A 21,127-nucleotide genomic window follows, 5' to 3' on the forward strand; every position below is an offset into this window, starting at 1 on the left:
GAGAACGACGCGAACCTCGGAGCCATCCTGCGATGGACTCCGAGGTTCGCGCTTTTCCCCGACGTTCGCGCCCGAGAGCAGACCCGCGGGTCAGGGGGTGCGGCGTCGCCGCAGCGCCAGGAACAGTCCGCCCGCGGTGAGCAGCACCGCCGCGGCGAGTGCCGCGCCCCACGGCAGTTCGCCCCCGGTCGCGCTGAGGCTACCGCTCCCGCTGGCCGTGCCGCCCGCGGCGCCGCTGCCGCTCGAGGCGCCGCTCACGACCGTCACGGCCACGCGGATGTCGTCGAACCCGGGCGACGTGATGACGAGCGTGTGCTCTCCGGTCGGGAGGTCACGGGGGATGGCGACGGCGAAGCGCACCTCGCCTGACGCATCGGCCGCGGGGATGCCGCTGACGACGATCGGATCGCTGTACAGCGTGGCGCCGATCTGCTGCTGCGGCTCGAGGCCCGAGACCCGCACGGGCAGCGATCCGCCCTGGGCCACGCGGCCGTCGCCGATGTCGACCGTCGCCCACGCGTCGGGCTCGCCGGGCTCACCCGGACCGCCCGGTTCGCCCGGCGTGGTCAGCGACTCGACGAGGTGCAGGACGCCCCACCGCGAGGTGGTCTGGTAGCCGGTGCCGGTCGGCTCGGCCCACGTGTGCACGGCGAAGCGCGAGCCGCCGCGAGCGTCGTTGACCTGCGCGTCGAAGCCTTGGAAGGTGCCGGCGCCACCGAGCGGAACGTCGCTCTGCCCGCCGGACTGACCGACGAGGTCGATGGCCGCCTCGACGATGTACCCGTTCGCGGTGCGCGCGGTCGCGCTCTCGAGCAGTCGTGACCGCTGGAGCGCCTCGTTGCCGGTGCCGAAGGTGACGTCGCCGTCGACCGTGATGCGGATCTGCGTGTCGTTGGGACCGTACGCCCCGCTCTTGGTGTTGCCGAGATCGAGGAAGATCTCGACGCCGTCGCGGTTCCAAGGATCGCTGTTCGACGTGTCGATCTCGGGATCGACGACCTCGAACAGGGTGTAGAGCACGTTGTCGCGCCAGAGCGTCCGGACCGTCGCCGTGGCGCCGGTCGCGTCGCCCTCGACGCGCTTGGCCGTCTCGATCCGCGGAGCGTCGGCCCACGCGTCATCCACGACCGCGTCGACCGTGATCGTGTCAGCGCGCGGGATCTCGAGGTACGACAGCTCCTCGTAGAAGGTCAGCTGACCCGTGGCACCCGCCGAGTTCCACGATCCCACGAGCCCGTCGGCACCGAAGACGCGGACGTCGAATGCGGCGGTCGCGCCTACGGCCGGGGCTTCGTGCGGCAGCTGAACGACGGAGTAGAACGCGCCGTCGGCCTCGACGGTCCGGCCGGCGAGGTCGCCGCCGGTGCCGAAAGCGGCCTGCTCGTCACGGTAGGTGAACTCGATCCGCTCGGGCCGCACGTTCGAGCGAACGAGCACCGTGAGGTGATTGTCGCTCCAGCGCGTCTGGAAACCGCCCGCGTCGCCGGTGAGCGGGTGCTCGGGCAGGTTGCGCCATTCGGCGGCATCGGCGATCGCGCCGTCGAGCCCCACGTCGCCGCGGAACACATCGGCGGTCGTCACCAGCGGCGGCAGACTGTCGTCCTGCCCGATCGCGCCGAAGAACGCCGACTTCGCGCTCAGGTCGCCCGCGAACAGCAGCGGCGCCTGCTCCGAGCGCCACGAGCGGGCGTCGGTGAGACCCCACACGGTGACCGAGTAGAGGCCCTCGGATGCCGGCGCCCCGGCGTGGTAGCCGCGGAACACCTCGAACGCGTCGCGGTAGTAGTACCCCTGGCGCGCGAGGTTCGCCGCGGTGGCGGGGTTGACGGTGACGTCGAGCTCGGTGACCGCCTGCATGAGGCCGAGTCCGGCGAACCGGTCGAGCGTGCTCGCGAGAGCGCTGACAGGGGTGTTGATCGAGACGTGGAACTGGTGGCCGACGCCGTCGAGGGGCGTTCCGGCGGCGACCATCCGGCCGACGAGGGCCTCGTACTGCGTTCCCTTGGCGTCCTGCTCGGTGTTGTAGTCGTTGATGAACAGCTTCACGGGGCGGTCCGAGCCCGGGGCCGCGTAGTCGCGGTTGAACGCCTGGTCGGCGAGCCGGAAGGCGAGGTGGATGAACTCCTCACCGAGGACGTCGTGCCACCGGCTGGTTCGCAGGCCGTCGGGCGTCGCCTGGTCGGAGATGACCTCGTTGACGACGTCCCACGCGACGAGGGGATTGGTCTCGGACCCGAACAGGCCGTAGTCGTCGGCGATCGACCGGGCGACGTCGTCGATGTGCGTCGCGAGCCGGTCGCGCAGCAGTTGCTTGTCGGCCTCCGAGTCGGTGAGCTCTCGCCCGGAAGCATCCTGGAAGAACCAGTCGGGGGTCTGGGCGTGCCACAGCAGCACGTGCCCGTAGAGCCGCAGGTCGTTCGCGGCCGCGTAGTCGAGCAGCGCGGTGGCCTGCGGGTGGCGCTGGAACCGCTGCTGGTCGTCGTACCAGGCCTCGACCTTCATGTGGTTCTCGGGCGTGATCTGGTCGAAGTGGTGCCGGAGCAGATCGGATGCCGCGCCGCTGGTCTCGCGCTGATCGATCGCGACGCCGACGGGGAAGTCGGTCGTGTCCTTCAGCGGAGTGAGATCGAGGTCGCCTTGGCCGGCTTCGGGCACCGCGACCCGCACCTGGTCGACGAGGAACGGCGAGGTGTTGCCGGAGTTGTACCGCGCCTCGATGTAGAGCTCCGCCGCGGCGTCGTACCCGGGGATGGTGATGTCGCCGGCGACGGTCGTCCATCCGGTCGCCGAGGCGCTCTCGGCCTGCAGGAGGTTGGTATAGGCGACCGTGCCGCCGTCGTCGGTGCGCATCGAGACGGTGAGGCCCTGGCCGGGATCTGCGCCGGGCGCGAAGCGCAGCGCCGCGGAGAAGGCGTAGGTCTGTCCCGCGAGAAGGGTGTCGGTGACATCGAGGAGGATGCCGTCGCCTTCGTGCGTCCGATCGGTGACGAGAGCCGCGTGCGACGACTCGTCGGCTCCGCCGGGCACGACCTCCACGGTCGGGCCGGCACCGCTCGACCCGGCCCGCGGCTGCCAGGCGCCGAGGGCGCCGTCGTCGAACGTGCTCTCGATCAGGACGGTGCCCGGGGCGTCGGGGCCGGTACCCGGATTCGCGCCCGGATCGCCGTCCGTCGCCGTGACGGTGACGTCGTCGACGAGGTAGGTGTAAGCGGCCGTGCCGGCGATGTCGCCGGTGCCAAGGTAGAGCCGGACGTCCTCGGTGGTCTGCGGCGACGTCCAGGTGCCGGTGACCGTCGTCCAGTCGCCGGCCGTGATGGTCGTGTTCCCGATCCAGGTGTATCCCGGGACGCCGACCCAGCGCGCCTGCGTGTCGGGCGTGCCCGCGGCCAGCCGGACGCGGGCGCTGACGGTGTACTCGGTCTCGGGCTCGAGGATGCCCGGCGCCGTCTGGATGCCGACGTAGTCGGCGTCGCGGTCCCGCACGACGAGAGCGCCGTCGACGTAGTCGAGCGTGGAGCCGTCGCCTCCGCTCTGCGTCAGTGCGTCACCGAGCGTCGGGCTCGAGAAGTCGTTGGCGACGAGGGGGGTAGTCGCTCCGGGGGCCGCGGCGGCTCCCGTCGCGACGAGTAACGGTGCGGCGAGCGCCGCGGTCGCCGCGGCTGCCAGTAAACGGGGTCGACGAATTCGCATGGTTCGAGCGCTCCTTTGCGCAGACCGGGGGTACGGAATGTCGACTACTCAAACATATTCGGTGTCGTCCGCCAGTCTTTTCGAAAACCGCGACTCAGGAGGCAGAGGCGTCCTTCGCTGCCGCCTTCGCCGCGCGCTTGTATTCGCGGACCTTGGTCAGCGACTCGGGTGAGACGATGTCGGCCACCGAGCGGAACGAGCCCTCGTCGCCGTACGAGCCCGCGGCCTCCCGCCACCCGTCGCCGGTGAAGCCGTACTGCTTGCCCAGAAGCGCGAGGAAGATCTTCGCCTTCTGCTCACCGAACCCCGGCAGCGCCTTGAGCCGCTTCAAGACGGTGGGGCCGTCCGGGTCGCCGGAGGTCCAGATCGCCGACGCGTCGCCGTCCCAGTCGTCCACGATCGTCTGGCAGAGCGTCTGCACCCGGCCCGCCATCGACCCGGGAAAGCGGTGCACGGCCGGCGTCTGACGGAAGACCTCGACGAACTCGTCGGGGTCGTAGCCCGCGATCGTCGCCGCGTCGACCGACCCCGCGCGCTCGCGAATCTTCAGCGGCCCGGTGAACGCCGTCTCCATGGCGATCTGCTGGTCGAGCAGCATCCCGATCAGCAGCGCGAGCGGATTCTCGGTCAGCAGCTGGTCGGCGGCGGAGTCGTCGGTGATGTGCAGGCTCATGCTCTCCATGTTCTCATCGGCGAGACGGCAGGATGGGGGCATGACGGATCTCGTGACGCATGCCCACGACACCCGGGTCGTCGTCGTCGGCGGCGGTATGGCGGGCATCGTCGCGGCGCTCGAATGTGCGCGCCTCGGACTGCAGGTCACCCTGATCGAGGCCGGGCCGCAGCTCGGCGGCTCCCTCGACCGGGCGACGCTGGGCGACCTGACGGTGGATGCCGCGGCCGACGGCATCCCGGCATCGGCGAAGACGCTCGCGAAGCTCATCGACGAGGTCGGGCTGAGCGCTGAACTCGAGACCGCCCGCGACGACGAGCTGTGGCTCGGCGCCGGTCCGGCCGGACCTGCTCCCGCGCCCGCGGGGACGGTGCTGGGCATCCCCGCCAACCCCTGGGCCGAGGATGTGCGACGACACATCGAGGGGCGTGGCGCCTGGCGTGCCTATCTCGACCGCGTGCGCCCGCCGCTGACGGTCGGGCGTCACCGCAGTCTCGGCGAGCTGGTCTCGTCGCGCATGGGCGAGCGGGTGCGCGACCGGCTCGTAGCCCCGTATGTGCTCGCCGTCCACGGCGTCGCTCCCGAGTTCATCGACGTCGATGCCGCGGCCCCGTCGCTCAACCCCGCGCTCACGCGGACCGGCTCGCTGAGCGGCGCGGTCGCGCAGACCGTGCGTCCCGGTTCCCCGCAGCGCCGCGCGCCGCGCGGCGGGCTGTTCCGCCTGATCGATGCGCTCGAGGCGCGCCTGCGGGACTTCGACGTCGACATCCGCACCGGCGCGGCCGCGACGGAGATCCATCGCGAGCGCGACACGTGGCTCGTGCGTGCCGACAGCGTCGAAGAGCCGGTACCTGCCGATCTGCTGATCGTCGCCGCGGACGAAGACGCCGCCCGCCGATTGCTGTCCCCGCACGTGGAGCTTCCCGCGAGCGCCGAGCCCCGGCCAGCGCCGCTCGACGTGGTGCTGCTCCGCATCGAGGGGGTCGACCTGCCCGAGCGGGGGTCGCTCGTGATCGGGCCCGGGTCCGAGCCGGCCACCGTGCGTCCGATCTCGCGGACCTGGCCATGGATCGGCGAAGCGCTGGCCGAGGGCGAGCACATCATCCGGGTGACCCTGCCGCACACCGCCGGGTCGGACGCGGAGGTCGTCGGGGCCGCGCGCGCGGCGGCATCCGATCTGTGCGGCGTCGCGATCCCGGCAGGCGCCATACGCGCTTCGGCCCGCATCAGCTACTCCCGCGCGGCCCCGGCGTCACTGCTGGGTCATGACGAGGCGGCCCAGGCTGTCCGGGCGCGGGCGCGTGAGATGCCCGCCCTGGCGCTCGTGGGCGGGTGGCTGTCGGGCAACAGCCTCGATCGGGTCGCCGCCGACGCCATCGCCGAGGCGGACGCCGCTCGCCGTGCGGTGCTCTGGCGGGGAGTCGATCCGGCATGATAGTCGGCTCCGCCGGGTTTCGGGAGTGGATACCTGAGGCGGCATACGGCGATAGCCTGGGACCACGCAGCAACGTCGAACGTGAGGAGACCCCATGAGGGGCAAGATTGGCATCGCCGTCGGACTCGCCGCGGGCTACGTGCTCGGGGCACGCGCCGGGCGTCAGCGCTACGAGCAGATCAAAGAGAAGGCCCAGCAGGTCTGGGAGCTCGACCCCGTGCAGAAGCAGGTCGGCAAGGTGACCGAGCTCGGCAAGTCCGCCGCCCTCGCCGTCCCCAGCGTCGTCTGGGACAGCGCGAAGAAGGTCGTCAAGGCCGCGAGCAAGAGCGGCACCCCCGGCGAGAAGCTCGACGCGGCCGTGGCCGAGGGCGAGAAGGCTGCCGGCGACGTGCGCAAGGCCGCCGAGCGCGACGCGCGCAAGGTCGCCGACGCGAGCGCCGTGGCGGACAGCTGAGATGAGCACGCCCCGCGGATTCCGCGATCGCGCCGACGACAGCCTGTTCACTCTGATCGGCGAGATCCCCGAGCTGGTCCGCAACCTCGTCGTCGCCGAGATCGATTCGGCGAAGGCCTGGGCCAAGAAGACGGGAAAGGATGCCGGCCTCGGCGGTGTCTGGTTCATCGTCGCGCTGTTCTTCCTCTTCTGGACGATCCCGGCCATCGGCGCTTTCGCGATCATCGGGCTGTCGTCGTGGCTGCCCGCGTGGGCCGCGTCGCTGATCGTGATCGGAATCCTCCTGGTGATCGCCGCCGTGTTCGCGGTGCTGGGGCTCCTCCGCTTCAAGCGTCTGAGCTCGCGGCAGAACCCCGCGCAGGCGATCTCCACCGACGCCAAGATCGTGAAGGAAGTGGCCGATGAGTTCTGAGCTCCCTGACACCGCGGTGCCGCTGGGCATCTCCGACCCGGTCGAGAAGGCGCGTGCCGAGCTGAAGGCCGCGCTCGCCGCCATCGAGCACAAGGCGAACCTCCCCAAGCGGGCGGTCATCGCAACCGACCGCGCCAGCCGCGAGGCGCGCGCCTACGCGCAGCGCAACCCGGCCGGAGCCGCTGCGGCAGCGCTCGGCGTCGCGGTCGCCGTGGGCGCCGTGGTCTGGGGCATCGCCCGGCTGATCGCCCGCTGACCCGTCCGTTCTCGGCCAACCGAGTCCGGATCGATACCTCCCGCCGCCGCCTCGCGCCCGCATCGGAGTATGCTCGGAAACGAGGCAGCGGCGATGGAGCGGATGCTGCCGATGTTGCGCATCCGGGTCTGCACCGCCCGGAGAAGGAACGTGCGTCGGCCGCTCTTTCGGGGGCGGCCGCGCCTCATGAGAGCCACCATATGCATGTCGAGCCCGGCCACCCAGAGCCGCAGAAGCCCCTCCGGGGGTGGCGCGTGCTCGTGCCGCGCGGCGGTCCCTGGGGCGACCAGGTCGCGGCACTCCTACGATCGCACGGTGCCACGCCCGTCATCGCGCCGCTGGTTAACTTCGCGCCCACGACGGACGTCGCCGATCTCGAAGGCGCGCTCGCCGAGCTCGCGGCCGGAGCATTCGACTGGATCACGTTGACGAGTGCCACGACCGTCGACGTCCTGTACGCCTATCGCGCGGAGATCCCCGCGCGCACGCGCGTCGCCGCGGTCGGTGAGACGACGGCTGCGGCGCTGACGGCGGTCGGGTACCGCGTCGACCTGGTTCCCGACGAGGACGATTCGGCGGCCGGCCTCGCCGAGCAGATCCTCGCCATCGAGCCCGAGCCGACACGCGTCCTGGCGCTGCGCAGCGAGGTCGCCAAGCCCGTCCTCACCAGGATGCTCGTCGAGGCCGGTCACGACGTCCGCAGCGTCGTGGCGTACCGCACCGTCGGCGTCCCGGTGACCGAACGCATTGCAGCCGACGTGGCCAGCGGGCGCATCAATGCGGTGCTCGTGACCAGCGGCTCGGTCGCCGAGCAGGTCAGCGAGCAGTTCCCCGATCTGCCGGCGTCGACCTTGATCGCGGCGATCGGCCCGCGTACGGCCCGCGACGCGCGCAAGCTCGGTCTCACCGTCGATGTGGTGGCCGCCGAGACCACGATCTCATCCCTCCTCGATGCGATCGCCCGCCAGCCTGCCCCGGCATCGGGAGCATCGGCGTCCTGACGCGATCGCGGCGGTGATCGTTGCCGGTCTGTGAGCATTTCGTGAGTGTCCGACTGGCAGACTGAGACGCATGGTGACGCTTCTGCTCGACTCCGCGCAGCTCGAAGTCGTGCTTTCGGCGACCGAGCGCGCCGCAGCATTCCGTCAGCGGAATGTCCTGGTGTCTCGCGAGCACATCGCGCGGGTGCAGCTGACGGATGACGCGTGGTCGTGGCTCCGCGGCGTGCCGCGCCCCGGACTGCTGGTTCCTGCGGTCATCGCGGCCGGTTCCTTCGAGTCAGCGGGAGCCACCGATTTCGTCCTGGTCCGGCGTCGCCGCCCGTCGGTCGTCGTCGACCTCGAGGGCGACGACGAGTTCCAGCGTCTGATCCTCACGACGCGGCACGGGGTGGCGCTCGTGCGCGCCCTGCGCCTCGACGTCGAGGACGAGCCGGCTGACGTGGCGGATCTGGTCGATCAGGCGACGTCGCGCCGCCACGACACCGCGTAGCCGATCACGGCGAACACGACGGCGTAGCCGACGAGCACGAGCCCGCCCGCCCACCACTCCAGGGGCTGGCCGGCGCTCCCGCCCATAGCGGCGTAGATGCTGTCGCCCGCGAGCGCATCCGAGGCCGCACCCGGGAGGAAGCGCACCACGTCGGCGAGCCCGTCGACCATGCTCGCGCCCACGCGGGCGATCGGCTCGACGAACTGGGTGAAAGCGAGGATGCCGACGACGGCGGCGATCTGGTTGCGGATGAGGGTGCCGAGCGCGATGCCCACGAGCACCCAGAGCACGAGGGCGAGCAGCATCCGTCCGAGGAACGCCCAGGTCTCGGGGCGTCCGAGCTGCGGGTCGACGCCGAACAGCGCCAGCATCCCCCCGCCTGCGGCGACCGTCGAGCCGACGGCGGCGACGCCGAAGACGAGACCCATGACGACGCCCGCGAGCATCTTCGCCGACAACGCGACGCCGCGTCGGGGTGTGGCCAGGAAGGTCGGCGTCAGGGTCTTGTGGCGGTACTCGCCGGTCACGAGCAGCGAACCCACGACGAGCGGGAACACGTAACCCATCGCCGTGGCGAGCCCGTAGATGAGGCTCGGCAGCCGATCGCCGAGCCCCGTCGGCAGCGACGTGGTGCCCGGCAGCGAGCCGTTCTCGCCCGCCGCGAAGACGGCGGCCATGCCGCCGGCCGTTCCGCCGATGTACAGGATGAGGACGATCAGGAGGATCCACCAGACCGAGGTGGAGAACTGCTTCGTCAGTTCCGATCGGGTCGCGTTCACGAGGTTCATCGCGTCTCCTCCCCGGTCACGGCCGACGGGTGCACGCGGGTGCCGCTGACGAGCTCCAGGAAGACCTCCTCGAAAGCCGGACCCTTCCGCTGCAACGCGGTCAGGGCGATGCCGGCGTCGGCGGCGATGCGTCCGACTGTCGGGGCGTCGGCACCGCGTACGGCAAGGCCCGTGCGGCGTTCGTCGCTCTCGAAGCCGGCGGCCGAGAGGGCGCGGCGGAGCGCGTCGCGATCTTCGGCGTCGACGACGGTCGCGATCTCGTCCTGCGGCACGACATGCTCGATGCCGCCCTGGTAAACGAGGCGCCCGCGCGTGATGATCATGAGCGAATCGACGGACTGCTGCACCTCTGCCAGCAGGTGCGACGAGACCAGGACGGTGCGTCCTTCCGCGGCGAGGTCGCGGAGGAAGCGGCGGATCCAGCGGATGCCTTCGGGGTCGAGCCCGTTCGTCGGCTCGTCGAGGACCAGGACGCCGGGGTCGCCCAGCAGGGCGTAGGCGAGACCGAGGCGCTGCCGCATCCCGAGTGAGAACCCGCCCACCTTGCGGCCGGCGACATCGCCGAGACCGACGATGCCCAGGGCGTCGTCGACGCGCGACGTCGGGATCCCCGCCGCATGGGCGTAGACCCGGAGATGTGCGGCGGCCGATCGGCCCGGGTGGAAGCTGGACGACTCGAGGACGGCGCCGACGGTCTGCAGCGGGTGCTTCAGGTCGCGGTAGCGGCGGCCACCGATCGTGGCGGAGCCCGACGTGGGCGAGATGAGCCCGAGGAGCATGCGCAGCGTGGTCGTCTTGCCCGCACCGTTCGGTCCGAGGAAGCCGGTGACCGCGCCCGGTTCGACCCGCGCCGTCAGGCCGTCGACCGCCGCGACGGCGCCGAAACGTTTGGCCACGTCGGTGAACTCCAGCACCTGTCCGTCCGCCATCGCGCCCCCTCTCGCCGGGTGGTTCCGCTCCCATCCTGCCCGACACGCCGCGTTCACCGCGAACTCCGAGCGGTAGCGTGGCGAGGGTGACCGACGCCGCTGCATCCGATCCGCGTGTCCGAGTCCGTGTCGATCGTGCACTCGGACATCTCACTCTCGACCGGCCGCGCGCCATCAACGCCCTCGACCTCGGCATGATCCAGCGCCTCGCCGCAGCGCTCGACGCGTGGGAGGACGACCCCGGTGTGGACGCCGTCCTCCTCGACGGCGCGGGCGACCGCGGGCTGTGCGCGGGGGGCGACGTCCGCGGGCTGTACGACCAGATCGTCGCGGGCGATGTCGCCGAGACGGCACATTTCTTCCGGGCCGAGTACGCCCTCAACGCACGGATCGCCGCGTACCCCAAGCCGGTCGTCGTGTTCGCCGACGGTGTGACGATGGGCGGCGGGATCGGGCTCGCCGGTCACGCGGCGGTGCGAGTGGTCACCGAACGGTCGCGCCTGGCGATGCCCGAGGTGCGGATCGGGTTCACTCCCGACGTCGGCGGCAGCCTGCTGCTGGCCCGGGCGCCGGGGCGCGTGGGGGAGTACCTCGCGTTGACCGGTGAGTCGATGGATGCCGCTGACGCGATCTACGCCGGGTTCGCCGACCACCTCGTTCCCTCCGAGCGGCTCGATGATCTGCGCGACGCCCTCGTCAGCCGCGCCGACCCCCAGACCGCGACCGAGCTCGTCCTCCTGTTCGACGAGACGGCCGGTCCTGCCCGCCTCGAGGCCGCCCGGCCCTGGATCGACGACGCCTTCGCCGCCGACTCCGTCGGCGAGATCATCGGCCGGTTGCGGGGGTGCACCGAGCCGGAGGCCCACGCCACCGCTGAGCTGCTCGAGACGCTTCCGCCGACTGCTCTTGCCGTCACCCTCGCGGCCGTCCGCGCCGCGCGCGAGCAGGACGAGCTGCGAACGGTCCTGGCGCAGGAGTACGGCCTGGTGCTGTGGTTCGCCACGACGCAGCCCGACCTCGTCGAGGGCATCCGAGCCCGCCTCGTCGACAAGGACGGGGCGCCGTCGTGGTCGCCCGCGTCGCGAGACGACCTCGCTCCCGATGTCGTCGCGCGGGCGTTCGGGTTCGAGCCCGTCCCGGCCCTATGGACTGACTGAGTTCCGTCGGACGTCCGGGCTCCGCCCGGCCCCGAGGTAATAGTCTCGGGATGCTGTGCGTCCGCGCCGTCCCGGGGCTGCGCCGCGCGAGGGAGGGTTCGTGTTCGACAGTCCGCTGTCCGCCTCGGCGTACGACGTGCTCGGGGTCGCGCCCGACGTCGACGACGAGGAGCTTCGCCGCGCCTACCGCCTCCGGCTGCGGCAGACGCATCCCGACACCGGGGGCGACGCCGTGAAGTTCGTGCAGGTGCAGCGTGCCTGGGACCTGGTCGGCACGTCCGCCGCCCGCGCGGCCTACGACCGAGGACACGGTTTCGCGGACGCCCCGACCTTCTCTCCCGACGCCCCGACGTGGCGGCCGCCGCAGCGCCCGGCCGACACCCGCCCGCGGGCGCGGTCGTTCGGGCAGCCCGGCGGCTGGCGCCGTGAGCGCTACCTGACCCTCATCCGGGAGTGGGTCGGACGTGGCGCAGCGGTCGACGACCCGTACGACCCCGCGCTCGTCCGCACCGCGCCCCACGAGATCCGGCGGCTGCTCGCCGACGCCCTCGCTGAGGAGGCGACGGCTCGCGTGGTCGCGGACCTCGGAATGGGGTACACCGTCTGGCATGACGTGGCCGCCGACCCCCGCGATCCCGACGTGAAGCTCGATCACGTGGTGCTCGGGCCCTCCGGGCTCTACGCCGTGCTGTCGGAGGACTTCGGCGCTCCGGTGCGCACTCGGCGCGGCGAGCTGATCGGCGAGGGCGTCGACTCGCCGATCGCGACGCTCGTGCATCGAGCGCGAGCGCTCAGTCGCGCCGCGCGGGTGAAGTTCAGCGGCGTGATCGTGGTGCTCCCCGACGACGATGTGGTGCAGGCCATCGAGGAGCTCGGCCGTGTGCGCGGTCTCGCGGTCGCGGTGGTGGGACGTTCGGCGCTGGCCACGGTGCTCCGTCGCGGGGTCGCCGGTGCGCGCGAGATCGGCGGGAACGAGCTCTTCGACGTCCGCACCCGCCTGCAGCAGACCGTCCGCTTCGTATGACGTCGCGAGGTGCGATGCGCGCCGCGTACGACACCGTCGCGGCCGACTACGCGGCCCTGCTGCCTGATGCGTCGTTCGAGGCCCCGGACGATGTCGCCCTGATCGATCGGTTCCTCGACCTGCTCCCGAGCGGCGCCCGGGTGGTCGACGCCGGGTGCGGTGCCGGTCGGATGCTTCGCCTCATGCACGACAGCCGCCCGGATCTGCGCACGGTCGGCGTCGACCTCTCGCCGCGGATGATCGAACAGGCGCGCTCGAGCTGTCCGTTCGCCGATCTCGCCGTAGGTGACCTCGCCGAGCTGCCGCTGCCTGAGCGGTCCGCGGCCGGCATCCTCGCCTGGTACTCCGTGATCCACGCGGCGCCGGACGAGCTCGCGGTGATCGCCGCCGAGTTCGCCCGAGTCTCGATGCCGGGCGGCCTCGTCCTCCTCGGGTTCCAGAGCGGGAGCGGAACCCGCCGGATCGAGCGTGCCTACGGTCACGATGTCGCCCTGGACGCCGTCCTGCACGAACCTCGCGATGTCGCGGCGACCTTCGCGGCTCTCGGATTCGAGGTGCTCGAGCAGTGCGAGCGTCCCGCGCGAGACGGGGAGCGCCATGCGCAGGGGTTCGTGCTCGCGCGTCGCGAGGTCAGTCCGCGAGACCCCACAGCTGCAGCGGGTGGCTGAGGCGCCACCAGATGTCCGGGTCGGGGATGTCCGCGGTCAGGCGCAGGGTCGTGGTCGCCGAGCCGAGCGGGCCGGTGAGCGTCAGCTCGCCCGCCTCGTCGCCGGCGTCGCGGGAATCGCCGAGCTCGACGTTCGCCGCAGCCTGAGACGACTGCGTGTTCCAGAGCGCGACCCGGACGTCGGCGTCGGTGACGATCTCGGCTGTCGCACCCCACGCGGTGGTCGCGGTGCCGGCGACGGTTCCCGCGGGCAGGGCCGGTGAGGCGGCGATCTCGGTGATCGTGCGATCGAGCAGCTCGGCCGTCGCCGAGTGGCGGGTCTCGTCGTCGGGCTGATCGAGAGCGGTCGCGTAAACGCGGACGTTCACCCCGTCGATGGCGGTGTCTTTCGCGGCGACGAGGTTGTACGACCCGAACAGGCTGCCCGTCTTGACGCCGACCACCGCGGGGTCGGCCAGCAGAGCATTGGTGTTCTCGACGAAACCGGCGCCCGGCAGCTCGACGGAGCGCTGCGCCACGATACCGGCGATGACCGGGTTCGACATCGCGGTCTCGGCGAGGGCGACGACGGATGCCGGTGCCGCCGTGTTCTCCGGATCGATCCCGCTCGAATCGACGACGGTGACGCCGCCGAGATCATGGGCCTGCAGCCAGGCGTTCGCCGCCTCGACGTAGGCGTCTTCATCGGGCCAGAGGTCGAACACGAGGCGGTCGGCGTAGTTGTTCGCCGATCCGATGAGCACGCCCTGCAGCAGCTGATACTGCGTCAGTACGCCGTCGACGGGGACGTCGAGAGCCGACTGGTCGTCGGCGAGGTAGGCGCGGTACTCCCGGCGGTCGGCGGAGGTGAAAGCGAATTCCGGACCCTGCTCGCCGTCGGCGAGCGGCATCCGGTCGAGGACGACGAGGGCCGTGACGAGCTTGGTGATGCTCGCGATGGACTCGGGCTCGCTCGACGAGGCCGAGACGTTCGCGAAGCCCTCGACGCCGGTCGCGCCGGCGCCTTCGAGGGGCCACGCCGGCTGTGCGACGGCTGCGGCGGGGGCGGTTACGGCGGCGGGGAGGATGTCGGGCGCGACGGCGTCGAGCGGCCAGAGAAGCGTCGCCGCCGCGTAGCCGCCCACGGTGAGGGCGGCGATTCCCAGCGTCGACAGGGCAGCCGGCGCCGCCGAGCGTCGCGGCGGCTCGGTGAGCAGGTCGGCGTGCGCGACCGTGTACGGGCCTGCTGAGGCAGCCGCTTCGTTTCGCCTGCCGCCGCGCGCGACGGCGTCCTCGTCGACCCACGCGAGGGCGACGCGCGCGTCGGGAGAACTCACCCGCCCAACGTACATCGCCCGCGCGACGTTATACTTCAGCGACAACCACGGGAGTCCGGTGAGCCGGGCTGAGAGGAAGCGATCCACGCTTCGACCGTCGAACCTGATCCGGATCATGCCGGCGCAGGGAGGAGAGAGAATGCACGCTGCTGCGTCCACCACCGAGTCCGATCGTCGTACCGGCCGCACGCCCGGCCGTTTCCGCTGGCGCGTCGTCGACATCGTCATCGCCAGCGTCATCGGCGTCGCCTGCGCCGCGGTGTTCCTGCTGTGGAACGTCGCCTATCAGGGCCCGTCCGCCGCGCTCACGCCGTTGCTTCCTGGCCTGCAGGGCCTGCTCGCCGGGCCCTGGCTCATCGCCGGCGTTCTCGGCGGCCTCATCATCCGCAAGCCGGGCGCCGCGCTCTACACCGAGCTGCTCGCGGCTGTGATCTCGGCGCTGGTCGGCAACCAGTGGGGCCCCCTCACGATCGTCTCCGGTCTCGTCCAGGGATTGGGCGCGGAACTGATCTTCCTGGTGTTCCTCTACGCGTCGTGGCGTCTTCCGGTCGCGCTCCTCGCGGGTGCGGGGGCGGGTCTCGCCGGCGGCATCAACGACCGCATCCTCTGGTACCCCGGTGCCGACACTCTCTTCACGTCGGTCTACATCGCCTCGACGACGATCTCGGGCGCCGTCATCGCCGGTCTCGGCGGATGGCTCATCACGCGCGCGCTGGCGCGGACGGGAGCCCTCGGCCGGTTCGCGGCCGGGCGCGAAGCCACCGCCCGCGTCTGACGGTGGGCGACGCCGGGGTTCCGCGGCCCGCGACCCTCGAGGCCCGCGGGTGGGGGTGGCGCTACGCGACGCGACGCGCGTGGGCTGCACGCGAGACGGCGTTCCGCATCGATGCCGGCGAGCGCGTGCTGCTGCTCGGCGCTTCGGGGTCGGGCAAATCGACACTGCTGCAAGGCCTCGCCGGGGTCCTCGGCGGAGCCGACGAAGGCGAGCAGGAGGGGGCGCTGCTCGTGGACGGGCAGCCGGCCGCGGAGGCCCGCGGCCGAGCGGGGCTCGTCCTGCAAGACCCCGACAGTCAGACGATCCTCGCGCGGGTGGGCGACGACGTCGCATTCGGCTGCGAGAACCTGGGCGTGCGCCGCGACGAGATCTGGCGCCGGGTACGGGCTGCGTTGGATGCGGTCGGACTCGACGTCCCGCTGGATCGTTCGACCGCGGCGTTGTCGGGCGGGCAGAAGCAGCGCCTCGCCCTCGCGGGCATCGTCGCGATGCAGCCGGGTGCGGTGCTGCTCGACGAGCCGACCGCGAACCTCGACCCTGCGGGCGTCGTCGACGTCCGGGATGCCGTCGCCCGCGCGCTCGATGCCACCGGGGCCACGCTCGTCGTGATCGAGCACCGGATCGAGGCGTGGCTTCCCGTCGTCGATCGGGTCATCGTGCTGGCGCCCGGCGGCGAGGTCATCGCTGACGGCGATCCTCGAACAGTGCTGACCGAACGGGGTCAGGAGCTCGCTGCGGCGGGCGTGTGGGTGCCCGGCATCCGTCCCTCCTTCCCGCCGCGGCCCGCCGCTGCGCCCGGCGACGTTCTGCTGTCGGCCATGGATCTCGTCGTCGGTCGTGCCGTCGGCTCGCCGGCCGCCGGGCCACTCGACCTCGATGTGCGGGCGGGTGAGGTGCTCGGCGTCGTCGGGCCGAACGGTGCCGGCAAGTCGACTCTCGGGCTCACTCTTGCGGGACTGCTCCGGGCGCAGGGCGGCGCCGTGCGCGCGGCGGACGGACTCGCTGCCGGGGCTGCGCTCGTCCGCCGGCCGCGGCGACGTGTCGCCGCGGCCCCCGCCGACCCCGCGGCGTGGACGTCGACGGCGTTGCTGACGCGGATCGGGACGGTCCTGCAGGAGCCCGAGCACCAGATCCTGCGCGCATCGGTGCGCGACGAGCTCGAGGTCGGACCCCGCGCTCTGGGCCTCGAGGAGACGGAGATCACTGCTCGCGTCGACGAACTGCTCGAGCGGCTTCGGCTCGCCCCGCTCGCCGGGGCCAACCCGTACACACTGTCGGGCGGCGAGAAGCGTCGCCTCACTGTCGCGGCGATGCTGGCGGCGCGTCCCCGGGTCGTGGTCCTCGACGAGCCGACTTTCGGCCAGGATGCGCGCACCTGGTCGGAGCTGGTCGCGATCATCGCTTCCCTGCGCGACGGTGTCGACGACCGCGGCCCGCTCGGCGTCGTCACGATCACCCACGACGATGCCGTGCTCGACGCGCTCGCGGCGCGCCGGTTCGCGCTCGCGCCGGCGGGGGTGCGGGCGTGAGCGCCCCCGTGCATCTCGAAGCTGCGCCGCGCGGCGTCGCGACGCTCAACCCCGTGGCGAAGCTGCTGGCGGCGCTCCTCATTGCACTTCCGCTGGTCATCACGATCGACCCGGTCTCGGCCGGCGTGGCCCTGCTCCTCGAGCTGCCGCTCCTGCTCGCGTCGGGCGTCGGGTGGCGCCGGTTCTGGATGCGGACACTGCCGCTGTGGATGGCCGCGCCGGCGGCCGCGGCGACGATCTCGCTCTACGGCGAGCGAAGCGGCGCCGAGGTCTTCTCCTGGGCATTCGTCCACGTCAGCGAGGGTTCGCTCGCGCTGGGGCTGGCGGCTGCGCTCCGCGTCCTCGCGATCGGACTGCCGGCCGTCGTGCTGTTCATCACGGTGGACCCGACCGACCTCGCCGACGGGCTGGCGCAGATCCTGCGCCTTCCGGCCCGTTTCGTCATCGGGGGACTCGCCGGGATGCGGATGCTCGGTCTGCTCGCGGAGGATTGGCGCGCGCTCGCCCTGGCGCGGCGGGCCCGTGGCGTGGCCGACGCCGGCCGGCTGCGGCGCACGCTGGGGATGGCCTTCGCGCTTCTCGTGCTGGCCATTCGACGGGGCTCGGCGCTCGCGACCGCGATGGAGGCTCGGGCCTTCGGTGCGCCGGTGCGCCGCACGTGGGCGCGGGAGTCGCGGCTCGCGGCATCCGATGTCGCGGTCATGGCGGGCGGGCTCGCGATCTCGGTCACGGCAGTGGCCGTGTCGGTCGCGGTGGGAGCCTTTCACCCGATCTTCGGCCCGTCCTGAGATCAGGCCACGAGATCGGGTCTCAGAGGCTCCCGACCGTCGTCTCCGCCAAGCGCCGGGCCAGCGCCTCCTCGACGACGAGCTCGGTGATCAGCCCGGCGGCGAGAGCCCCGCGCAGCGCGTCGAGCTTGGTCAGGCTCGAGACCGCGCACAGGCGGCGGGGGATGCGCCGGATCGCTTCGAGCGAGGGTCCACTTGAGCGGGCGTTGAGCTCGATGCCGGTCGCCGAGCCGTCGATGCGGTAGAAAACCGTCGCGCAGTCGCCGACGACGCCGTCGCGGAGAAGCGAGCGCAGGTCCTCGCCGGTGAGGTAGCCGCCCGCGTACACATGGGACGGGACGTCGGCGTGCGGGGAGCCGAGCCCGAAGACGAACACCTGCACGCGCGACTGCGCGTCGAGGACGCGCCGGATCGACCGTTCGCGCCACAGCAGCTGCTTGGTCAGCGGATCGTCGAACAGCGCCGGCACGGGGAACTGCTGCACGTCGGTGCCGAACGCCTGCCCGAACCGCTCGAGGATCGCGCCGGAGTACGAGATGCCCGACGTCGACTCGTTCGCCGCACCGTTCATCTGCACGATCTGCGAGTCGTGCAGCCGTTTCGTCGGCAGGTGGCGGGCGATCGCCGACACCGTGGCTCCCCAGGCGATGCCGATGCTGGCGTCGGGATCGAGCGTCGACGACAGGACGTGGGCCGCCGTCCGTGCGGTGCGCTCGAGCCGTTCGGCGTCATTCGTGCGCGGCGGGGTGCTCACGACGTGCACCGAGATGCCGAAGCGCTCAGAGAGCCGCCGTGCCACCACCGAGTTCGCCTCATGCGGGGAGTGCACCGTGATCTCCACGAGACCGATGTCGCGGGCGTGCGAGAGCAGGCGCGACACCGATGACCGCGACAGGCTCATCTCGGCCGCGATCTGATCCATCGTCCGGTCCTGCACGTAGTAGAGCTGCGCGGCGCGCAATGCGTCGCGCGTCCGGGCTTCGGCTTCGGCATCCGCGCTCATCGTCGTCCGTTCTGCACGTTCGTGCATAGCCGCGGCGCCGGTGCACATCTGTGCACGACCGTTGCGCATCCGTGCGGTGGACCCCAGTGTAGATCGGGACAGCCGTGGAAAAGGATGCATGTATGACCGAGTCGACGCCGACCACCCGAGCGAACATCCGAGCCCTGCGTGAGCGCCCCCATGCCGAGGTCCTCGTGATCGGCGGCGGTATCAATGGCATCGCGACGTTCCGCGATCTCGCGCTCCAGGGCGTCGACGTCGCCCTCGTCGAGCGCGGCGACTATGTCAGCGGTGCCTCGTCGGCATCGAGCCACATGATCCACGGCGGCGTGCGCTACCTCGAGAACGGTGAGTTCCGCCTCGTGAAAGAGTCGGTGACCGAGCGCAACCGCCTCGTGCGCAACGCCCCCCACTTCGTCAAGCCGCTGCCGACGACGATCCCGATCCACCGCACCTTCTCGGGCATCCTCGCGGCCCCGTTCCGGCTGCTCGTGACGCACGGCCGCGGCAAGCCCCGCGAGCGCGGCGCTCTGCTGATCAAGGTCGGTCTGATCATGTACGACACCTTCTCGCGCGACGGCGGATCGGTGCCTCGTCACCGGTTCCGCGGCCGCCGCAGCTCGCGGACGCAGTTCCCCGAACTCGACGAGCGTTTCCGGTACACCGCAACGTATTACGACGCCTCGATGCACGACCCCGAGCGCCTCGCGCTGGACGTGTTGCGCGACGGAGCGCGCGAGGACTCCGCTCGCGCCGCGAACTACGCCCCGGTGGTCGGTGCCGACGGATCGTCGGTCATCATCCGCGACGCCGTCACCGGCGAGGAGTTCCCCTTCTCGGCGGACGTCATCGTGAACACGAGCGGACCCTGGACCGACCTGACCAACACCGCACTCGGCGCCCCGACGCGCTTCATGGGTGGCACGAAGGGCTCGCACATCGTCCTCGACAACACGTCGCTGCTGGAGGCCACGGGCGGCAACGAGATCTTCTTCGAGGCCGCGGACGGCCGTATCGTCCTCATCTACCCGCTCAAGGGCCGGGTCATGGTCGGCACGACCGACATCGACGCCGACCCCGCGAGCGCGACGGTCTGCACCGACGACGAGATCGACTACTTCTTCGATCTGATCGGGCAGGTCTTCCCCGACATCTCGGTCGATCGATCGCAGATCGTCTACACCTTCTCCGGCATCCGTCCCCTCCCGCGGCACGACGACCTCGCCCCGGGCTTCGTCTCGCGCGACTACCGCATCGAGAAGGACCGTCTGGGCGATGTGCCCGTCCTGAGCCTCGTCGGCGGCAAGTGGACGACGTTCCGGGCGCTCGCCGAGCACCTCGCCACCGACGTGCTCGGCCTGATGCGGCGTCCGCGCCGGGTCGCCACCACCGACCTCGCGATCGGCGGCGGTGCCGGGTACCCCCGCAGCGTCGCGCAGCGCCGTCGCTGGATCGACGCGCATCGCGGTGCGCACTCGGCGGAGTTCGCCGACCGGATGCTGGAGCGCTACGGCACCTACGCCCAGGAGGTGCTCGCTGCCCTCCCTGTCGCTCAGCAGGAGCTCGCGCACCCGCCCGGCTACTCGGTCGAGGAGATCGCCTTCCTCGCGGAGCGCGAGGAGGTCGTGTCGCTGATGGACCTGCTGCTGCGTCGCACGTCGATCGCGTTCGTGGGCGGCGTCTCGATGGAGACGCTCTCCGAGGTCGCCGAGGCGGCTGCGCCGGTGCTGGGCTGGGACGACGACGCCGTGCGTGCCCAGGTCGAGGAGGCCGCGCAGGCCCTCGAGGAGGCGCACCGCATCGACGTGCGGACCTCGCACCTGGCACCGCTCGACGCCTGACGCTCGCAGACCCGGCGAGGCCCGACGCCGGATCACGCTCGGGCCACCCTCTCGCGCGGCGACGTCGCCCGCGATGATTCTGCAGAAAGGTCGACGCTGACATGCACGACATCAATCTCGGGCTCTACTTCGTGTCAGAGCTCGTGGGAACAGCGATGCTGCTCCTGCTCGGCGGTGGCGTGGTCGCCAACGTCATCCTCGCCAAGTCGAAGGGTCTCGGCGGTGGGACGCTGATGATCAACTGGGGCTGGGGCCTCGCGGTCTTCGCCGGTGTGCTCGTGTCGTCGTACTCCGGCGCTCAGCTCAACCCCGCCGTGTCGATCGGCCTCCTGGTGGGCGGGAAGATCGAGTTCGTCCAGTTCCTCGTCGCGATCGCGGCCCAGTTCGTCGGTGCCTTCCTCGGCGCGGTGCTCTGCTGGCTGGCCTACCACGACCACTTCGATGCCGAGCCCGACCCGGCCAACAAGCTCGGGGTGTTCTCGACCGGCCCCGGCATCCGCGCCTACGGCTGGAACCTCGTCACCGAGATCATCGCGACCTTCGTGCTCGTGTTCGTGATCTTCGGGTTCGCCGACTACGGCGACATCGAGATCGGCACGCCCGGTTCGCTCGGACCCCTCACCGCGGTGCCGGTCGCTCTCCTCGTGGTCGGCATCGGCGCCTCGCTCGGCGGCCCGACGGGCTACGCGATCAACCCGGCCCGCGACCTCGGTCCCCGCATCGCCCACGCCGTGCTCCCCATCAAGGGCAAGGGCTCGAGCGACTGGTCGTACGCGTGGGTTCCCGTCGTGGGACCCCTCATCGGCGGTACGCTCGCGGCACTCGCTGCCGGCGCTCTGCTCGGCCTCGCCTGACCCCCTCCACCGAACCGACAACGCGAACAGACAAGGACGTCACAT

At 71.5% G+C, this 21,127-nt stretch carries 20 protein-coding genes and 1 riboswitch; of the genes, 14 read left to right on the plus strand and 6 right to left on the minus strand.

All coding sequences use genetic code 11. The features are described 5' to 3' along the window. Positions 1-90: 90 nt before the first annotated feature. Together DO944_RS07425 and DO944_RS07430 are read right to left on the minus strand one after the other, a co-directional pair. A complete protein-coding gene (locus tag DO944_RS07425) occupies positions 91-3,690 on the minus strand; it encodes an endo-1,4-beta-xylanase (RefSeq protein ID WP_112616163.1) in 3,600 nt (1,199 codons plus the stop codon). 94 nt (positions 3,691-3,784) lie between these two features. Further along, positions 3,785-4,363: an HhH-GPD-type base excision DNA repair protein gene (locus DO944_RS07430; protein ID WP_112616165.1), complete on the minus strand. Its 579-nt coding sequence runs from the start codon at positions 4,361-4,363 to the stop codon at positions 3,785-3,787. A gap of 7 nt (positions 4,364-4,370) precedes the next feature. On the opposite strand from DO944_RS07430, the gene DO944_RS07435 reads away from it, so the two are divergent. The 6 genes from DO944_RS07435 (at position 4,371) to DO944_RS07460 (ending at position 8,411) form a co-directional block, all read left to right on the plus strand. Then, on the plus strand, positions 4,371-5,798 hold the full coding sequence (locus tag DO944_RS07435) for an NAD(P)/FAD-dependent oxidoreductase (protein ID WP_258524650.1): 1,428 nt from the start codon (positions 4,371-4,373) through the stop codon (positions 5,796-5,798). A gap of 94 nt (positions 5,799-5,892) precedes the next feature. Continuing rightward, on the plus strand, positions 5,893-6,252 hold the full coding sequence (locus DO944_RS07440; protein ID WP_112616169.1) for a hypothetical protein: 360 nt from the start codon (positions 5,893-5,895) through the stop codon (positions 6,250-6,252). A gap of 1 nt (position 6,253) precedes the next feature. Then, positions 6,254-6,664 (plus strand): phage holin family protein, encoded by a 411-nt coding sequence (locus tag DO944_RS07445; RefSeq protein WP_023952744.1) that lies wholly within the window; start codon positions 6,254-6,256, stop codon positions 6,662-6,664. Then, positions 6,654-6,920 (plus strand): hypothetical protein, encoded by a 267-nt coding sequence (locus tag DO944_RS07450; RefSeq protein ID WP_112616171.1) that lies wholly within the window; start codon positions 6,654-6,656, stop codon positions 6,918-6,920. Before DO944_RS07445 ends, DO944_RS07450 begins: the two co-directional genes overlap by 11 nt. A 200-nt stretch (positions 6,921-7,120) precedes the next feature. Continuing rightward, on the plus strand, positions 7,121-7,921 hold the full coding sequence (locus DO944_RS07455) for a uroporphyrinogen-III synthase (RefSeq protein ID WP_112616173.1): 801 nt from the start codon (positions 7,121-7,123) through the stop codon (positions 7,919-7,921). A gap of 70 nt (positions 7,922-7,991) precedes the next feature. After that, positions 7,992-8,411 (plus strand): hypothetical protein, encoded by a 420-nt coding sequence (locus DO944_RS07460; protein ID WP_112616175.1) that lies wholly within the window; start codon positions 7,992-7,994, stop codon positions 8,409-8,411. On the opposite strand, the gene DO944_RS07465 is transcribed toward DO944_RS07460, so the two are convergent. Both DO944_RS07465 and DO944_RS07470 read right to left on the minus strand, forming a co-directional pair. Further along, on the minus strand, positions 8,378-9,199 hold the full coding sequence (locus DO944_RS07465; RefSeq protein WP_112616177.1) for an ABC transporter permease subunit: 822 nt from the start codon (positions 9,197-9,199) through the stop codon (positions 8,378-8,380). The two genes, DO944_RS07460 and DO944_RS07465, sit on opposite strands and share 34 nt — an antisense overlap. Then, a complete protein-coding gene (locus DO944_RS07470) occupies positions 9,196-10,128 on the minus strand; it encodes an ATP-binding cassette domain-containing protein (protein ID WP_112616179.1) in 933 nt (310 codons plus the stop codon). Before DO944_RS07470 ends, DO944_RS07465 begins: the two co-directional genes overlap by 4 nt. An 86-nt stretch (positions 10,129-10,214) precedes the next feature. Here DO944_RS07470 and DO944_RS07475 point away from each other — a divergent pair, with 86 nt between their 5' ends. The 3 genes from DO944_RS07475 to DO944_RS07485 all read left to right on the plus strand — a co-directional run bounded on the left by DO944_RS07475 (position 10,215) and on the right by DO944_RS07485 (position 12,977). Beyond that, positions 10,215-11,285: an enoyl-CoA hydratase/isomerase family protein gene (locus DO944_RS07475; protein WP_112616181.1), complete on the plus strand. Its 1,071-nt coding sequence runs from the start codon at positions 10,215-10,217 to the stop codon at positions 11,283-11,285. A gap of 100 nt (positions 11,286-11,385) precedes the next feature. Further along, the gene (locus DO944_RS07480) at positions 11,386-12,309 is read left to right on the plus strand and encodes a DnaJ domain-containing protein (protein WP_112616955.1); all 924 of its coding nucleotides are present in this window, start codon (positions 11,386-11,388) and stop codon (positions 12,307-12,309) included. Continuing rightward, a complete protein-coding gene (locus DO944_RS07485) occupies positions 12,306-12,977 on the plus strand; it encodes a class I SAM-dependent methyltransferase (protein ID WP_112616183.1) in 672 nt (223 codons plus the stop codon). The genes DO944_RS07480 and DO944_RS07485 overlap by 4 nt, the downstream gene beginning before the upstream one ends. Here the strand turns inward: DO944_RS07485 and DO944_RS07490 are convergent. Then, positions 12,940-14,292, minus strand: coding sequence for a D-alanyl-D-alanine carboxypeptidase (locus DO944_RS07490; RefSeq protein WP_258524606.1), 1,353 nt, complete (start codon positions 14,290-14,292; stop codon positions 12,940-12,942). The genes DO944_RS07485 and DO944_RS07490 overlap by 38 nt on opposite strands. Before the next feature lie 37 nt (positions 14,293-14,329). Beyond that, positions 14,330-14,439: riboswitch (TPP riboswitch) on the plus strand. Here DO944_RS07490 and DO944_RS07495 point away from each other — a divergent pair. The 3 genes from DO944_RS07495 (at position 14,432) to DO944_RS07505 (ending at position 17,384) form a co-directional block, all read left to right on the plus strand. Further along, positions 14,432-15,067, plus strand: a complete 636-nt coding sequence (locus DO944_RS07495) for an ECF transporter S component (protein WP_112616187.1) — start codon at positions 14,432-14,434, stop codon at positions 15,065-15,067. It overlaps the preceding riboswitch by 8 nt. Beyond that, positions 14,986-16,596, plus strand: coding sequence for an ABC transporter ATP-binding protein (locus DO944_RS07500; protein ID WP_112616189.1), 1,611 nt, complete (start codon positions 14,986-14,988; stop codon positions 16,594-16,596). The genes DO944_RS07495 and DO944_RS07500 overlap by 82 nt, the downstream gene beginning before the upstream one ends. Then, entirely contained in the window at positions 16,593-17,384 is a 792-nt protein-coding gene (locus tag DO944_RS07505) for an energy-coupling factor transporter transmembrane protein EcfT (protein ID WP_112616191.1), read from the plus strand. The genes DO944_RS07500 and DO944_RS07505 overlap by 4 nt, the downstream gene beginning before the upstream one ends. Positions 17,385-17,406: 22 nt before the next feature. Here DO944_RS07505 and DO944_RS07510 read toward each other — a convergent pair whose 3' ends face one another. Then, positions 17,407-18,387 (minus strand): sugar-binding transcriptional regulator, encoded by a 981-nt coding sequence (locus tag DO944_RS07510; protein WP_112616956.1) that lies wholly within the window; start codon positions 18,385-18,387, stop codon positions 17,407-17,409. A 122-nt stretch (positions 18,388-18,509) separates the two neighbouring features. On the opposite strand from DO944_RS07510, the gene DO944_RS07515 reads away from it, so the two are divergent. Continuing rightward, positions 18,510-20,228, plus strand: a complete 1,719-nt coding sequence (locus tag DO944_RS07515; protein ID WP_112616193.1) for a glycerol-3-phosphate dehydrogenase/oxidase — start codon at positions 18,510-18,512, stop codon at positions 20,226-20,228. A 101-nt stretch (positions 20,229-20,329) separates the two neighbouring features. Further along, on the plus strand, positions 20,330-21,082 hold the full coding sequence (locus DO944_RS07520; RefSeq protein WP_023952721.1) for an MIP/aquaporin family protein: 753 nt from the start codon (positions 20,330-20,332) through the stop codon (positions 21,080-21,082). Positions 21,083-21,127: the final 45 nt, after the last annotated feature.

The organism is Microbacterium sp. SMR1 (genome assembly GCF_003289625.1).
Lineage (GTDB): Bacteria > Actinomycetota > Actinomycetes > Actinomycetales > Microbacteriaceae > Microbacterium > Microbacterium plantarum.

Coding starts and splice junctions, on each gene's coding strand:
- DO944_RS07515 (WP_112616193.1), top strand. CDS start 18,510: ATGACCGAGTCGACGCCGACCACCCGAGCGAACATCCGAGCCCTGCGT.
- DO944_RS07435 (WP_258524650.1), top strand. CDS start 4,371: ATGTTCTCATCGGCGAGACGGCAGGATGGGGGCATGACGGATCTCGTG.
- DO944_RS07520 (WP_023952721.1), top strand. CDS start 20,330: ATGCACGACATCAATCTCGGGCTCTACTTCGTGTCAGAGCTCGTGGGA.
- DO944_RS07455 (WP_112616173.1), top strand. CDS start 7,121: ATGCATGTCGAGCCCGGCCACCCAGAGCCGCAGAAGCCCCTCCGGGGG.
- DO944_RS07460 (WP_112616175.1), top strand. CDS start 7,992: ATGGTGACGCTTCTGCTCGACTCCGCGCAGCTCGAAGTCGTGCTTTCG.
- DO944_RS07425 (WP_112616163.1), bottom strand. CDS start 3,690: ATGCGAATTCGTCGACCCCGTTTACTGGCAGCCGCGGCGACCGCGGCG.
- DO944_RS07510 (WP_112616956.1), bottom strand. CDS start 18,387: ATGAGCGCGGATGCCGAAGCCGAAGCCCGGACGCGCGACGCATTGCGC.
- DO944_RS07450 (WP_112616171.1), top strand. CDS start 6,654: ATGAGTTCTGAGCTCCCTGACACCGCGGTGCCGCTGGGCATCTCCGAC.
- DO944_RS07470 (WP_112616179.1), bottom strand. CDS start 10,128: ATGGCGGACGGACAGGTGCTGGAGTTCACCGACGTGGCCAAACGTTTC.
- DO944_RS07495 (WP_112616187.1), top strand. CDS start 14,432: ATGCACGCTGCTGCGTCCACCACCGAGTCCGATCGTCGTACCGGCCGC.
- DO944_RS07440 (WP_112616169.1), top strand. CDS start 5,893: ATGAGGGGCAAGATTGGCATCGCCGTCGGACTCGCCGCGGGCTACGTG.
- DO944_RS07465 (WP_112616177.1), bottom strand. CDS start 9,199: ATGAACCTCGTGAACGCGACCCGATCGGAACTGACGAAGCAGTTCTCC.
- DO944_RS07500 (WP_112616189.1), top strand. CDS start 14,986: ATGGCTCATCACGCGCGCGCTGGCGCGGACGGGAGCCCTCGGCCGGTT.
- DO944_RS07445 (WP_023952744.1), top strand. CDS start 6,254: ATGAGCACGCCCCGCGGATTCCGCGATCGCGCCGACGACAGCCTGTTC.
- DO944_RS07430 (WP_112616165.1), bottom strand. CDS start 4,363: ATGAGCCTGCACATCACCGACGACTCCGCCGCCGACCAGCTGCTGACC.
- DO944_RS07485 (WP_112616183.1), top strand. CDS start 12,306: ATGACGTCGCGAGGTGCGATGCGCGCCGCGTACGACACCGTCGCGGCC.